Here is a 15,575-nt window from a genome sequence, read left to right on the forward strand (position 1 = left end):
TATTGCATTGTTTGTTCTATATGTAATATAACAAACGCAAGCAGCCATGTCAAGATCCTTTTACTAAAAAAGCTCAGATTTATAAATAATATCTTACGGTTTCCTTTCCCTCATTGTTTTTTTCCAGGCCTTCGCTTATAATCGACTCATACAATCCTGGATAAACCGGAAGGAGGAGAATATGTCTGACAGACCCCGTTTTTTTCGTGCCAATGCCATTCACCTTGCTGCCGCCATGCTTTTATCCGTCTGGTTTGCTGCATTTGGCACGCATATTCTGGTAAGCTATGCCCATACAAAAGATGAATCGATTTATATCTCCGGGAACTGGGTGAAGGATGAAACTGGCTGGCGTTTCTTCAATCAGTGGAATTCAAAATATCCAGCTGGACAATGGATTGAATATCAGGGTAATTCCTATTATTTTATGGATAATGGATATATGGCTACCGGCTGGCATTATTTAAATAACCATTGGTATTACTTTAATCCTGAAGAGGGAAGTACACAGGGTGCCATGGTAACCGGCTGGATTCGTGACTCTCATTATAATAGCACCTTTTATACCAACCAGATAGGCATCATGGTAACCGGTTGGCATAAGATTGACGCAAACTGGTATTATTTTAACCCGGGTCCGGATGGTATTGTAGGACAGATGGCAGTCAGCCGGGTGATTGAAGGCTCTTATGTGAATGCAGACGGTAAGATGAATGAAGAAATAGAGTAGGGAAATAATTGACAAGAATTATTTCCCTACTCTATTTCCTTCTTAAATCACCTATCACAATTTTACTTGTCAGATTATTACTGAAGCTCGTAGCTCTTTTCCATCTGTACTTTCCCAGACTTCTGCCTGAATGTTGAATAAATAAAGAATAAAGTAATTAATACAACCGTAACAATCACCAAAGTTGGTGTCAGATTACGCAGTGATAATCCGATTACAAATAAAGTCACACAAAGGCAGAATGTCATTATTGCATAGAATGCAGGTTTTGAAATCTTAAAATATCTGTTTTCCCAGGCATCAGGAATACGTTTGGGAAGACAAAGTACAGCAACAATTGCAACAACATCTGAAATACGGCTGATGAGAATTGAATTGCTTGTAATTGTACTGATACTGAAGTTTAACAGTACCGGAACAACCGAAATAATATAAATAACTGTAAGTAATATATAAGGAGCTCCTAAGTTGTTTGTTACTGCCATCTTTTTCGAGAACCATCCATCTCTTGCCATCTGATGGAATGGACGGGAAAAAACAGTAAAGGATGAATTCAGAGTTGTAGCAAGTGCCATGATTGGTCCACCAATAATAAATGCATAATATAATGGACGGGAAAGAATCTGACCAGCTGCAAGTGTCAGTGGTTTTCCAGCCACCTGATCGATTGGAAGAACGCCAGAAGCAACTATTGCAATCAATGCGTATACAACAAGAATAACTCCACTGGCTGCAGTAATTGCAAAAGGAACATCACGGCGTGGGTTTTTTGCTTCCTTACTAAAAGCAACAATAAATGACTGACCTGTACAGGAGAAAACTAATAATAAAGTACCATTAAAAAATCCGCTGGCACCACCTGTAAAAAATTCCGGTGATGAAAAATCAAATGTACCTGGACGTAAGTTAAAAAGGCCAACTACAATGAACACAGCCAGACCAACTAAAAGACAGACAGACATAACATTCTGAATTTTTGCCATGAATTTTACCCCTAACATATTCGCAATCCAGAATAATGTGATTGCAATAACTGCAGTTAGTTTGATATTAACACTTGGGATTAAGGCATTTAAATAAGTTCCAAGGCCCAGTCCAAACATACCGCAGGCAAAACTGTTCAAAGTAAAGGCCATTCCATACATTCCGCCCCATCGTTCTCCAAGAATTGTTGCAACAAATGTATAGTTTCCACCATTTACACGAATCATACTGCTTAACATAATATACGGAAATATAATGCATAAACCAAGAACAACAGCAAATACATAGGCAAGCCATATAGATCGGCCAGTTACACCGATTGCCTGTCCTACTAATGTTACAACACCGGCACCAATTACCTGTCCTACTGCTAATGACAATAATTCTCGAAAGCCAAGAGTTCCTTTACCAGATGTATTTTCCATATTTTTCTCCTTATTTAATTGTCACGATTTCGGCTGTTTCAATTGCTCTCTTAGAAATTTCCTGGCCAATACCTGGCAATTCAGGTAATTCAAAGTATCCTTTTACTGGCTGGTAGTTGTATTCACACTGCTGAATTGTACCGCTTGTAGTATTTGCAATATGATGCTCATGAATAATAAAGTTCGGAATAGCTGCCTCCAGATGAAGAGCAATTGCAACACTGATTGGGCTTGAACATACATGACACTGAACACCTACATCAAAAATATGAGCCATATCAGCTATCTTCTTACACTCTGTAATACCACCGCAGTTTCCGATATCTGGCTGAATCATAGATAGGCATCCGTTTTCAAGGAATGGCAGGAATCCCCATCTTGTATATGTTCTCTCACCAGTAGTTAATGGAATGCTTGTATTCTCAGAAATCTTCTTCATAACTCCAGGATTTAATGGTGTACATCCTTCTTCCAGAAACATAACATCATACTGCTCAGCCATCTTAGCAAACTGAATGGCAGTGTTAGCGTCAGTCATTGCATGGTTTTCAATCATAATATCAATATCTGGTCCAACAGTTTTACGAACTGCAGATAATCTCTCCTCTGCCAGTCTCATAGTCTCTCTGCTTAAATGACCAGTTGTATCTAAATGAGTAAGAATTTTTCCCTGCCGGTCAAAACGAAGGAAATTGATCTTGATTGCCTCATATCCCTCTTCTACAGCCTTTACTGCTGCCTCACAGTAGCGTGAAGCATCTCCACCTGGTGTCTGTGCAGGATTAAACTTATCAACCCCCCAGCCAAACTGGAGCTGGCTTGCATAAGTTCTTAATTTGCTGCGCTGCTTTCCTCCAAGTAACTGGTACAATGGAAGATTTGCAACTTTTCCTTTAATATCCCAGAGTGCTGTATCGATCGCGCTGATTGCAGCCATCATGATAGCTCCATTTCCCTGCCCCCAGAAAGATAATTTAAAAAGTTTTTCCCAAATCACCTCGTTAGCCAGTGGATCCATACCAATAATCAATGGGCCAAAATCTTTTAACAGCTCATATGCACCTCTTGCTCCCGTTCCAATCGCAACTGCTGCCTCGCCTAAACCGTAGAATCCTTCATCTGTGTTAATTCGACAGATGACTGGACGTGATCCACCACACCCATTGTCCTTTTCCAGGGCCATAACATCCATACTGGTAATTTTCATAATTTCTTTCTCCTTTACATATGTTTTATGTATAAATGTAAGTTGTATGACAACTTACATGTTACAGCTAGGTTTTATGTTTGTCAATAAGTACATTGAAGCCCATTGAAATTCTGTTAAAAATGCACTAATTAACTTTATATTTTTCTAGCACTTTAACGAAAACTTATAGAAGAAGAATGACTATGCTTTTCTTGACAATCGTATTTAATGCCGATATACTTTAATCAGTCAATAAGATATGGAGTATAAATTAAATGGAAAAATTGCCAAAAATAGCAAGAAAAAGTGTATCAGATCAGGTTTTTGACCTGTTAAAAGACTATATTATACAAGGTAAGTTTAAAGTAGGGGAAAAAATCCCATCAGAGAATGAACTTACAAAAATGCTGGGAGTAAGCCGCCCTTCTATCAAAGCTGCTGTAGAACGGTTGCGCGCAATGGGACTTATTGATATCCGCGTTGGAGATGGTAGTTATGTAAAGCAATTTAGTACCGCTGAATATATTGCAAACTATGCAGATTTTATTATGGATGAACAGAATATATCAGAAATTGTGGAAATTCGTCGAGCTTTAGAATTGGAAAGTCTGTCACTTGCGATTAAAAAAGCTGAGCCAGATGATATCGAACAATTAAAACTTATATGTGACAATCTGGTTGATGCATTTAAACGTAAAGATTATGCAAAAGGTGCTTCCTATGATTTTGAATTTCATCTTCAGATTTGCAGATGTTCAAAAAATAAATATTTCCCAATGATGTATGAACTGATTGGAAGTCTGATTTATAAACAGATTGGGCTTTTTTCAAGCAACATATATAAAAAATATTCTTCCTCTATCTTGATTGATGATCACGTAAAAATGTACCAGGCTATAAAAGAAAAAGATTTTACACTCTGTCATCAACTTTTTACAAACATGATAGATATAAATACTCATATGGATTAACAAAATTTAAAAGGACAGTGCCGTTTAACTAACGGACACTGCCCTTTTTTCAATTCCTTGAAACCTAAGTGCAAATACAGCTGCGCGGAAAAACCAGTCAATAAACATTCCATACCAGACTCCCATGACTCCCAGCTTCATGACCTGAACAAAAAAATAGGCTGATGCGATTCGAAAGAGCCACATGGAGAATACAGAAACAGCCATCGTAAATTTAGCATCCATGGAAGCACGCAGGGAATATGGAACGGTAAAGGCCAAAGGCCACACGATCATCGCATAACTGTGTGCCTTTATCATCTCTACGGATATTCTGGACGCTTCTTTGGAAAGCCGGTATATGGATACAAGCTGTCCGGAAAATAATATCATGGCAGCACACAGGATCAGCAGAATAGCATAGTTGACCATAACTAAACGCCTGGTATAATGCTTTGCCTGCTTTCTTTCACCAGCCCCAACGCACTGACCCACTATGGTAATCAGTCCCAGGCCAATCGCATTTCCTGGAAGATAAAGCAAAGTTACAAGATTAGAAGCTACTGCATAGCTGGCTATCGCAGCAGTTCCCAGTGACGAAACCAGACTTTGCAGTGCGATCTTTCCAAACTGAAACATACCGTTTTCCAATCCATTGGGAATCCCTACAGACAGAATATTTTTTATCATATGAAAATCAGGTTTTAACTCTTCAAGATGTTTTATTCTCACTGTATTATCAGGACTTTGAATCAGATAAAACATCATAACTGCGGCTACAATACGGCTTGTAAGTGTCGGGATAGCAACACCGGTTACCCCCATATGCAGACCGAATACACAGATCGCATTGCCAACGATGTTAATCGTATTCATTACTATGGATACCACCATGGATACCTTTGAGTTGCCCATGGAGCGGAACAACGCCGCACAGGAATTATAAACTGCCATAAAGGGATAGGACAGTGCCGTGATCCGAAAATATATCACTGCATCATTCATTACCTTTGATTCAACATTGCCAAATATGGACGCAAGTAAAAGCCTGTTACCAACCAATGCAATGACAGACACTGCCAGTGATAATACGGTAGTCACACCGATCAGCTGGCCAGCTGCCTTGCATGCGTTCTCGGACTGTTTTTTGCCCAGATACTGAGCGGAAATAACAGCACCGCCGGTAGCCAGGGCAGCCAGGATCTGAAGAATCAGTATGCTGATGGAATCCACCAGAGATACACCGGATACAGCCGCCTCGCCAACCGCAGCAACCATGATCACATCTGCCATACCCACCAAAACTGCCAGGATCTGCTCCACGATTAAGGGAGCCAGCAGCCGGATCAAATCTTTTCTATTAAACATTCCAGTATCCTCATTCGTCCTTTTCAAAGGGATAACGTATCCCCCATTGTCTTCTGAGCTCGTCCATGACCTTCATAACATGAAGAGTCGTCTTGTGAGGCATCTGCGGGCACTCTGTCAGACCCTGCTCTATGGCCGCTTTGCTGGCCAGAACCTGATATTCATATCCGGTTATCTGCTGTGGTCTTTCATAGGTTCCCACCAGATTCCGATTCTTATCGTATACACAAATTGATTCAAAATTATTAATGTTTTCCACAACCAGAAATCCTTTTGTTCCGTATATGCTACCCTGTCGGTCAGAAAGTACCTGAACCGAGCTATTGAGTACAGCCATTTTTCCACCAGGGTAAAGAAGCGTAATGCTGTTTTGGGCATCCACTCCTGTATCAGTCTTTACCACGCTGGATGTGATATCTGTTACCTTATCACCGAAGACAAGAGATGCAAAATTAAGGGTATAAACGCCCACATCTAAGAGCGCTCCCCCTGCAAGCTCCGGCATAACAATCCGGGGCTTATCTGCGACCAGATAGGCGAGATTGGCAGTAAGTGTCATAGGTTCTCCAATTATTCCGGAATTAAGAATGTCTTTTAATGTCTCAGCCATAGGCATATAACGCACCCACATGGCTTCCGTAATCATCAGTTTTTTCTCTTCTGCCAGATCAATCATCTCTTTTGCCTGGGAGTAATTTGCTGCAAAGGATTTCTCACATAAAACATGCTTCCCATGTTCCAGGCACAGTCTTGCATTGCTGCAGTGTTCCGAATGGGGTGTTGCTATATAAATCAGCTGAATCTCAGTATCAGCCGCCAGTTCTTCATAAGAGCCATAAGCTTTTTTTATTGAAAAACGTGCTGCAAATTCTTCTGCCTTTTTAATGCTTCGTGAAGCAGCTCCATACAAACAGACTTCCGGCATCTGAATCATGGTCTCAGCCAGTAATGTAGCGATTCTTCCGGTCCCCATAATTCCTATTTTTAAAACTTCCATAATTTATCCTCCAGCTGATTATTGTTGTTCTCTTAGTATAACACATGCTTTCTGCCCGTACAATATCATTGCTCCTCCATCTCTAAAACAAGCTCCATAAATGCTTTCATTTCCCTGCTGAGCCATTTATCCTTATGGTATACAATCTGTCTCCATGTTCGTAAATAAAATTCCTTCATGGAAAGTGCGGTCAGATTCCCAAGCTCCATCTCTTTTCTTATGGTAAACTCAGGAAGAAATGAGATTCCTTCATTCTGCTTAAGTAGCTTTATAATAAATTCCGTATTTCCAATTTCCAGAAAGGGATGAAGCTTTTTGTCGTCTGAGGCCAGATACTGCTCCAGAATAAACCGGTAACTGGCATCCTTTTCCGTCAGTATCAGCGGCTGGGTAATAACCTGGTCTATGCTAAGCCCTGTTTCCTTTGCAAAGTTATGTTCCTTAGACGCGGCAAATATGATATCTTCCGGTTTTTCCAGTATTTTGATCCATTTGGTATCGTACAGCCTGCGGTCCAGAAAATATACCATATCGATCTGGTTGCTGTTCATCCTGTTTAACAGAGTGCCCGGTGAATCCACAATAATATTGATATTTACCCCGGGATACCGGTGGTGATACTCCCTGATCAGCGGAGGGAACAGCGTGGAACAGATGGATTCAATCGTACCGATCACCAGACTGCCCGTCAGTTCTGACGACTGGCTTAAAACATTACGGGCGCATGTCAGATTCCGCATCACTTCTGACGCATACTGGTAGAACATCTTTCCCTCGTGCGTCAGGGTTGTCTGTTTCCCGATGCGGTCAAATAAATGTACGTTTAATTCTTTTTCCAGCTGCTTAATCTGAACGGTCACTGCAGCCTGGGAGTATTTCAGTTTCTCTGCCGCCCTGCAGAAACTCTTTAAATCAGCCACTGCTAAGAATGTTCGTATTTCACGCAGTTCCATAATCTTCCTTTCACTATTTAAAATTTTTAAATGTATTCATAAAAACATTAAATTTTACATCCGGTTGTATTTATGGTACATTAAAGACACTCAGAAATCAAGTCAAAGGGTAAGTAGTTCAGGATACGATCAGAAAGGACTTAATGAAGTATGGAAAAGGCAAATTGTAAATACCGCGCCTACGTGCAGATATTGAAGGAAGAATTAGTTCCGGCCATGGGCTGTACGGAACCGATTGCTTTGGCTTACGCTGCCGCGGTTGCAAAAAAAACTCTTGGAGGTATGCCTGATAAGGTAATTGTAGGTGCCAGCGGAAGTATTATAAAGAATGTGAAATCCGTAATTGTACCCAATACCGGACATTTAAAGGGCATACCAGCAGCTGTGGCTGCAGGAATTGTAGCCGGAGATCCGGAGAAAGAACTGGAAGTAATCTCTTCTGTTACACCGGTTCAGATCCTTGAGATGAAAAAATTTATGGAGGAGACTGAAATTGGGGTTGTGCATATTGATAATGGAATTACCTTTGATATTCTTATCACGCTGCACAAAGGACCCTCCATATGCAAAGTCCGTATTGCCAATTATCATACTAATATTGTCCTGATTGAGAAAGACGGGGAAATCTTAAAACAACTGGATGCGGTTGGAGAGGAAGAGTCCCTCACTGACCGGAGCTTACTCAATATGGAAGATATCTGGGATTTTATTAATACGGTTGACACTGCAGACATCAAAGAAACGCTGGACCGCCAGATTAAGTACAACTGGGCCATTGCCGAGGAAGGACTTGTGAATGACTACGGCGCCAATATCGGTAAGATTCTCCTAAAGAGTGCCGGGAGCGATTTAGCCCTGAAAGCAAAGGCTATGGCTGCGGCAGGTTCCGACGCCCGCATGAATGGATGTGAACTTCCTGTTATTATTAACTCCGGAAGCGGAAATCAGGGAATCACCGTTTCTGTACCGGTCATTGTCTATGCAAAGGAATTGGGCGTCAGCAAAGATACCATGTACCGTGCGCTTGCTTTATCCAACTTAACTTCCATTCATCAGAAAACTCCGATAGGAAGATTGTCCGCTTACTGCGGAGCGGTTAATGCAGGGGCCGGAGCCGGAGCCGGAATCGCCTATCTGTGCGGGGGCGGCTATGAGGAGGTCATACATACAGTTGTTAATGCACTGGCCATTGTTTCCGGAATTGTATGCGATGGGGCTAAGGCTTCCTGTGCAGCAAAGATCGCATCCTCCATCGAGGCGGGAATCTTTGGATACAGCATGTACAGCCAGGGACAGCAGTTTCTGGATGGAGACGGCATTGTCACAAAAGGCGTAGAGGCTACGCTGAAAAACGTTGGAAGATTGGGAAAAAAGGGAATGAAGGAAACCAACGAAGAAATCATTAAAATCATGATAGGAGAATAGGTATGAAAAAATTAGTAAGTAGTTTACCTTTTAAATTACTTCTGGGGGTTATTTTGGGGATTTTAATCGGCCAGATCGCCGGTGAACATTTCATGAATTTTGTGGTAACTGTTAAATATATACTCAATCAGGTCATTATATTCTGTGTCCCACTCATCATTATCGGGTTTATTGCCCCATCCATTACACGTTTGGGAAACAATGCTTCTAAAATGCTGGGAATCGCTGTATCTGCCGCCTATCTTTCTTCCATAGGCGCAGCCCTGTTTTCCATGACTGCCGGGTATATCATGATCCCTCATCTGTCCATTTCCACCAGTACCGATGGATTAAAGGAACTTCCGGGAATTGTATTCCAGCTGGATATTCCACAAATCATGCCGGTTATGAGCGCTCTTGTATTTTCACTCTTGCTGGGTCTTGCTGCAACCTGGACAAAAGCCGGAGTTATCACCCAGGTACTGGAGGAGTTCCAGGAGATCGTTCTTTCTATTGTGACCAAGATCGTCATACCCATCCTCCCTGTCTTTATCGCATTTACGTTCTGCGCACTGTCCTACGAAGGAACCATTACCAAACAGCTTCCTGTCTTCCTTCAGGTGGTACTGATCGTAATGGCCGGCCACTATATCTGGCTGACACTATTGTATGTAATTGGGGGTCTCTATTCCAGAAAGAATCCCTTTGATGTTGTGCGCAATTACGGACCAGCCTATATTACAGCCGTAGGTACCATGTCATCAGCAGCAACCCTTGCCGTGGCTTTAAAATGCGCAAAAAAATCACAGCCCACGTTAAGAGAGGATATGGTGGATTTTGGTATTCCGCTATTTGCCAACATTCACTTATGCGGTTCTGTTCTCACTGAGGTTTTCTTTGTTATGACCGTATCCATGATTCTTTACGGCTCCACTCCTTCTCTTGGATCAATGCTTTTATTCTGTGCCCTGCTTGGTATATTTGCAATTGGTGCACCTGGTGTTCCCGGAGGTACCGTTATGGCATCTCTTGGACTGATCACCGGTGTTTTGGGTTTTGATGAGATGGGAACTGCTCTCATGCTGACAATTTTTGCTCTTCAGGACAGTTTTGGAACCGCATGCAACGTAACCGGAGACGGAGCCCTGACTCTGATTCTTACCGGATATGCAGAAAAGCACGGAATTAAGAATCACAAGATAGAATCAGGAATCTCATAATATGAAACGAGCGCCCCGGCAGAAGTCTCATACTTCCTGTCAGGACGCTCGTTTTATTCATTAGTTTTCCAGTTCTCGTTTCAATGTTTCCCGGACTGCCCCAACTCCCTTAATCTGGGAGCAGAACATCTCTTCAATCATTTCACCAATACCGGCTTTATAAAGGTCAATTCCGAAGATATTTTCATTAGACAGAATATCTTTCAGCTGTCCGTGATACGTCTCTGGTTTCCCCAGCTCAATTCCTTTCAGCTTATCGGTCAGCTCCGGAATCATAGGATCAGAAGATAGCTCGAATGCCTTACCCTCATCATCCACAGCCAGAAGATAGCGGCACCAGCCGGCAATTGCCAGAGGAATGGCCTTTAATTTTTTCGCATCTCCGTATTTTTCCACATAAGCCTTGATGGTTTCACCATAGCGGATTCCTACTTTCTGAGATGTATCTGTAGCAATTCTCTGTGGTGCATCCGGCATAAATGGATTAGGAATTCTCACACGGATTACTTCGTCCACAAATTCCATAGGAGACAGGATTCCCGGATCAGTAACAACCGGCATTCCTTCAACAGGACCAATCTCATGAACCAGACGATTCAGCTGCGGATCCTTCATTTCATCTGCGATCAGAGTATATCCCAGGACACATCCATACACTGCCAATGCTGTATGAAGCGGATTTAAGCAGGTAGTTACTTTCATACGCTCCACTTTGTTAACGGTATCCCTGTCTGTCATATAGACTCCGGCTTTTTCAAGCGCCGGTCTTCCGTTAGGGAACTTGTCTTCAATTACCAGATACTGAGGACCCTCTGCATTGACGAATGGTGCAATGTAAGTCTTTTTAGAGGTAATAACCGGAGCCATATTTTCAACTCCTGCTTTTTCCAGCTCACTGCAGACAGAATCAGCCGGACGTGGTGTGATCTTATCGATCATGGACCATGGGAAGGAAACACAGGACTCATCATCCAGATAATCAACAAACGCTTTCTCCACAAATCCTCTGTTCTCCCATTCTCTTGCAACTGTCACGACAGACTGTTTCAGCTTCTCACCATTGTGGGAACAGTTATCCATGGAAACCACCGCCAGAGGCGCTTTCCCGGCCTTAAACCGTTCAAAAAGCAGTGCACATACCACAGCCATGGCAGAAACTGCCTTGTCAGGACCATTTTCCAGATCGGCTAAAATAAATGGGAAATAATTTCCTTCTGTTCCTTTCAGTGCATAGCCTTTTTCCGTAATAGTGAAAGAAGCGATCTGCAGCTGGGGATTAACAAAAATTTCTTTCAGGCGATTCCAATCAGATGCCACGGCAGACTGTGCCTTTATTGCTTCCGTCAGAGAACCAATTACTCTTTTAGCAGTCGAACCATCCGCATTCAGAGTTACACCAAGAACCAGATTGTCATAAGGATCATAGATCTTGTCAATCACATCAAAATCAAAAGTCTCCACACAGGTAATTCCTTTTGTACTCTCTCCCTGCGCTATTAACGTATCTGCAATTCCTCCGATAAAAATACGGAAGATATTACCTGCTCCAAAATGCACCCACTCAGGAGACTCTTTGGTTTCTCTGACTACCTTTTCAATGTCATAGGATGGAAGGCTGATTCCAGCTGCCTCCCAGGCTTCTTTATTCTTTAAACCTTCTAATGTCAGCTTCATTCCGGCACTGCCTCCTTAGTTTTTCCGTGATTCCTTATCAATGGCTTCCCATAATCCCTGGAGATATTCCGCACCCAGTGCTCTGTCATAGAGACCGTATCCCGGCATGGCAACCTCTCCCCAGATCATTCTTCCATGATCCGGACGGATCACTCCGTCAAATCCGGTATCATGCAGAGCTTTCATAATTGCGTACATATCCATGGAACCGTCGGAGGAAAGATGAGCTGCTTCTTCAAAATCCCTGTCACTGTTGTATCTTAAGTTTCTTACATGGGCAAATGGAATTCTTCCTTTTGCAGCTTTAATAATATCACAGATATCATTTGCCGGATTAGAACCAAGAGAACCTGTACATAAAGTAATGCCGTTATATGGTTTGTCAACTGCCTTTAAAAGTTTTACAATCAGGTCCTTATTACGTATGATTCTTGGCAGTCCAAATATCGGCCATGCCGGATCATCCGGATGAATTCCCATCTTAATATCATACTTTTCACATACTTCACCGATTGACTCCAGAAAATAAACCAGGTTCTGAAACAGCTTCTCTTCGTCAATATCTTTATAAGCCTCAAATAAAGATTCCAGGCGTGACAGACGTTCCGGTTCCCAGCCTGGCATTACAAAGCCGTTAGACATCTTTTCAACGGATTCTTTCATATGTGCGGGATCAATCTTATCCACTACATCCTGGTTATAAGCAAGTACTGTGGATTTGTCCGCACGCTCTCTTGCAAGATCGGAACGTGTCCAGTCGAATACAGGCATGAAATTGTAGCAGATCATATGAATTCCTGCTTTTCCCAGATTCTCAAGAGTTTCAATATAATTCGCAATATGCTGTTCCCGTTTTTCTGTACCAATCTTAATATCGTCAGAAATATTAACGGATTCGATTCCGGCAATGGTAAGACCTGCATCTTCCACCGTTTTTTTAAGTTCAGCAATTTCTGCCTCAGTCCAGACTTCTCCTGCCTGCTTGCCCATCAGAGTAGTAACAACACCTTTTACTCCTGGTATCTGTTTGATCTGCTCAAGAGATACACTGTCATATCCTGGTCCATACCAGCGTAAAGTCATTTCCATCAATTTGTTCCTCCTGTTTTGTAATCATTCTTAGTTTACCGTAAGCACAATAAGGCTGTCCTTATTATATGCTAGTATTACCCGGTCAGCCAAACATGTATGAATTATTCTTTATCATGCCTTTCTATCTTGTATGGTAGTATATTACGGGAGAATTTTCAATATGTAATTTTGTATATTTTTTTATTGTTTTTTTGTGCATATTGACATTTTTTCAGTTTTGATACATATATTATTGACATTTGAGCATTTTGAAAGCATGATACTTGTATACAAGTTAGCCCTAAAAACTTAGCTATTTAAAAAAACAATAGATAAACCTGCTTTCCGGTAGTATACTATCCGTATGCTGTCAGCAGGATTTTTAATGAGAGAGGTTTTATATGAAATTGTTTGATCGGTCTCCCGGAGAGAATGCCAGAAATTACGCCGTACGTGTTCTTCTTTATAATATCATTAATCTGGAGCTTGCTCCAGGCAGCGCTGTAAGTGAAAATGAACTTTCCTCTACCCTTAATCTTTCAAGAACTCCAGTCAGAGAAGCCCTCATTGAACTGAGCAAATCCGGTCTTGTTGAAATACTGCCCCAGCGGGGCAGCTATATATCAAAAATTAATTATGAACATATTGAAGAGTCACGCTTTATGAGGCTTGTGCTTGAAATTGCAGTGTTAAAGCTTGCCTGCGAAAATCCGGATCCCGTGGATTTAAAGATGCTTAAGGATAATATAAATGAGCAGAAGTTTTGTCTGGAGCGGGAAGATACGGAGAAGTTCTTCCCCCTTGATAATGAGTTTCACATGCTTTTGTTTCAGTCTGTGAACAAAACCAAAACTTTTGAAGTGATTAAATCTCAGATGGTTCATTTTGACCGGATCCGCACCCTTTCCTTAAAATCAACCAAGCCTACCAGGATTGTGGAAGATCATGAAAATATTTTATATGCCATAGAGCGCAGAGATTCGGAGCTGGCAGAGATTCTCATGACCAGGCATATCAACAGACATCAGATGGAAAAGTCCGAACTTATAGCGTCATTCCCCGATTATTTCATCCATTAACCCAAAATCCCTCTCAGACAACGACTATGTCCGAGAGGGATTTTTCAGATTTTTTGATTTTTTATTGGTATATTTACAAGTTGAATCATATAATTATACTGGCAGGTACAAACTGCTGGCAATCGTGTATAGGGTGGTAGGCCTCGATTCTACATAGAATGGAGGTGTTGCTTATGAAGAATTATGACTTCAAGGACTTAATGTCTTTTGGTATGTTCCTTCTGGCACTGCTGACATTCGTCTTTATGACGTGTCATTAACCGCAAAAAGCCTTCCCTGTACTTTGGTCGGTCGGGAAGGTTTTTGCATTACTTTTCTTATCAGCCAACCACCCTGTGGCGATTGCCCTTCTTTATTATATTATAACTGCCATTTAAAATATTACAAGTACAGGCATTTATTTTAAAATATTTCCAGAAATTTCTAGCAATCTCCTTAATTTTCATTCAGCCTGGCAAGTTTCTCGGCCTGGTCTGCAGCAATCAGGGAATCTAAAAGTTCATAAATGTCTCCATTCATGATGGAATCGATCTTATAAAGTGTCAGCTTAATCCGGTGATCTGTTACACGGCCCTGGGGGAAATTATAGGTTCTGATCTTCTCAGACCGGTCACCAGTACCAATCTGGCTTCTGCGCTCCTCTGCCTCAGAATTCTGTCTCTTTTCCAGCTCAATATCATAAAGCTTGGAACGAAGCAGGCGGAATGCCTTTTCTTTGTTCTGAAGCTGGGACTTCTCCGTCTGAGAGTAAATCACAATCCCTGTAGGCATATGAGTCAGACGAACTGCTGAATCGGTGGTATTAACACACTGTCCGCCGTTACCGGAAGCACGCATGACATCGATTCTCACATCCTTATCCTCAATCACTACATCCACTTCCTCCGCTTCTGGCATAACTGCCACAGTGGCTGTTGAAGTGTGGATTCTTCCGCCGCTCTCTGTCTCCGGTACACGCTGGACACGGTGAACGCCGCTTTCGTATTTCATTTTGGAATAAGCACCTTTTCCGGTGATCATGGCAACTACTTCCTTGAACCCGCCGATACCGTTCTCATTCACGCTGATTAACTCTACCTTCCATCTCTGGGCTTCTGCATAATTCACATACATACGATACAGCTCAGAAGCAAAAAGCGCGGCCTCATCTCCGCCAGCTCCTGCGCGGATTTCCAGAATAATGTTCTTATCATCGTTGGGGTCTTTGGGTAAAAGAAGTATTTTCAGCTCCTGTTCCAGCTGTTCAATTTTCTTTTTGGCATCGGATAATTCTTCCTTTGCCATCTCCCGCATCTCCTCATCACTCTCTTCTTCCAGAATTGCCAGACTTTCCTCTACCGTCTGTTTTTCTTTCTTATACTGGGTATAAGCCTCTACCAGATCTGCCAGATCCGCCTGCTCCTTCATCAGCTTCCGAAACCGGTTCTGATCCTCTGCAACAGACGGATTGTTAAGCTCCAGCATCAGTTCTTCATAATGAATTAATATATCATCTAATCGATCAAACATTGGTATCCTCCAAAATCTCACC

At 41.9% G+C, this 15,575-nt stretch carries 13 protein-coding genes; 5 read left to right on the forward strand and 8 right to left on the reverse strand.

From position 1 onward, the window contains the following. Positions 1-181 precede the first annotated feature (181 nt). Positions 182-730 carry a glucan-binding protein gene (locus CRO04_RS27000; RefSeq protein WP_141400931.1) on the forward strand — a complete coding sequence of 183 codons (549 nt, stop codon included), beginning with the start codon at positions 182-184 and terminating at the stop codon, positions 728-730. Positions 731-807: 77 nt separating this feature from the next. Here CRO04_RS27000 and CRO04_RS02410 read toward each other — a convergent pair whose 3' ends face one another. After that, positions 808-2,139, reverse strand: coding sequence for an APC family permease (locus CRO04_RS02410; protein WP_097002625.1), 1,332 nt, complete (start codon positions 2,137-2,139; stop codon positions 808-810). Positions 2,140-2,149: 10 nt separating this feature from the next. Continuing rightward, positions 2,150-3,346, reverse strand: coding sequence for a mandelate racemase/muconate lactonizing enzyme family protein (locus CRO04_RS02415; protein WP_097002626.1), 1,197 nt, complete (start codon positions 3,344-3,346; stop codon positions 2,150-2,152). A gap of 257 nt (positions 3,347-3,603) precedes the next feature. Between CRO04_RS02415 and CRO04_RS02420 the strand changes: the two genes are divergently transcribed. Then, positions 3,604-4,299, forward strand: coding sequence for a FadR/GntR family transcriptional regulator (locus CRO04_RS02420; RefSeq protein ID WP_097002627.1), 696 nt, complete (start codon positions 3,604-3,606; stop codon positions 4,297-4,299). Between the two features lie 24 nt (positions 4,300-4,323). Here CRO04_RS02420 and CRO04_RS02425 read toward each other — a convergent pair whose 3' ends face one another. The 3 genes from CRO04_RS02425 to CRO04_RS02435 all read right to left on the reverse strand — a co-directional run bounded on the left by CRO04_RS02425 (position 4,324) and on the right by CRO04_RS02435 (position 7,596). Continuing rightward, positions 4,324-5,646, reverse strand: coding sequence for an MATE family efflux transporter (locus tag CRO04_RS02425; RefSeq protein ID WP_097002628.1), 1,323 nt, complete (start codon positions 5,644-5,646; stop codon positions 4,324-4,326). Positions 5,647-5,656: 10 nt separating this feature from the next. Continuing rightward, positions 5,657-6,643: a Gfo/Idh/MocA family protein gene (locus tag CRO04_RS02430; RefSeq protein ID WP_097002629.1), complete on the reverse strand. Its 987-nt coding sequence runs from the start codon at positions 6,641-6,643 to the stop codon at positions 5,657-5,659. 65 nt (positions 6,644-6,708) lie between these two features. Next, the gene (locus tag CRO04_RS02435; protein ID WP_097002630.1) at positions 6,709-7,596 is read right to left on the reverse strand and encodes a LysR family transcriptional regulator; all 888 of its coding nucleotides are present in this window, start codon (positions 7,594-7,596) and stop codon (positions 6,709-6,711) included. A 150-nt stretch (positions 7,597-7,746) separates the two neighbouring features. On the opposite strand from CRO04_RS02435, the gene CRO04_RS02440 reads away from it, so the two are divergent. Together CRO04_RS02440 and CRO04_RS02445 are read left to right on the forward strand one after the other, a co-directional pair. After that, complete coding sequence (locus tag CRO04_RS02440) at positions 7,747-9,021, forward strand: serine dehydratase subunit alpha family protein (RefSeq protein WP_097002631.1); 1,275 nt, start codon at positions 7,747-7,749, stop codon at positions 9,019-9,021. 2 nt (positions 9,022-9,023) lie between these two features. Next, positions 9,024-10,220 carry a dicarboxylate/amino acid:cation symporter gene (locus CRO04_RS02445; RefSeq protein ID WP_097002632.1) on the forward strand — a complete coding sequence of 399 codons (1,197 nt, stop codon included), beginning with the start codon at positions 9,024-9,026 and terminating at the stop codon, positions 10,218-10,220. A gap of 60 nt (positions 10,221-10,280) precedes the next feature. Here CRO04_RS02445 and CRO04_RS02450 read toward each other — a convergent pair whose 3' ends face one another. Next, entirely contained in the window at positions 10,281-11,894 is a 1,614-nt protein-coding gene (locus CRO04_RS02450) for a mannitol dehydrogenase family protein (protein WP_097002633.1), read from the reverse strand. A gap of 15 nt (positions 11,895-11,909) precedes the next feature. After that, the gene (uxuA, locus tag CRO04_RS02455) at positions 11,910-12,983 is read right to left on the reverse strand and encodes a mannonate dehydratase (RefSeq protein ID WP_097002634.1); all 1,074 of its coding nucleotides are present in this window, start codon (positions 12,981-12,983) and stop codon (positions 11,910-11,912) included. 383 nt (positions 12,984-13,366) lie between these two features. On the opposite strand from uxuA, the gene CRO04_RS02460 reads away from it, so the two are divergent. Then, complete coding sequence (locus CRO04_RS02460; RefSeq protein WP_097002635.1) at positions 13,367-14,044, forward strand: GntR family transcriptional regulator; 678 nt, start codon at positions 13,367-13,369, stop codon at positions 14,042-14,044. A 435-nt stretch (positions 14,045-14,479) separates the two neighbouring features. Here the strand turns inward: CRO04_RS02460 and prfA are convergent, their stop codons facing one another. Beyond that, positions 14,480-15,553, reverse strand: coding sequence for a peptide chain release factor 1 (gene prfA, locus CRO04_RS02465; RefSeq protein ID WP_097002636.1), 1,074 nt, complete (start codon positions 15,551-15,553; stop codon positions 14,480-14,482). Positions 15,554-15,575: the final 22 nt, after the last annotated feature.

This window comes from Lacrimispora amygdalina, assembly GCF_900205965.1.
GTDB lineage: Bacteria > Bacillota > Clostridia > Lachnospirales > Lachnospiraceae > Lacrimispora > Lacrimispora amygdalina_A.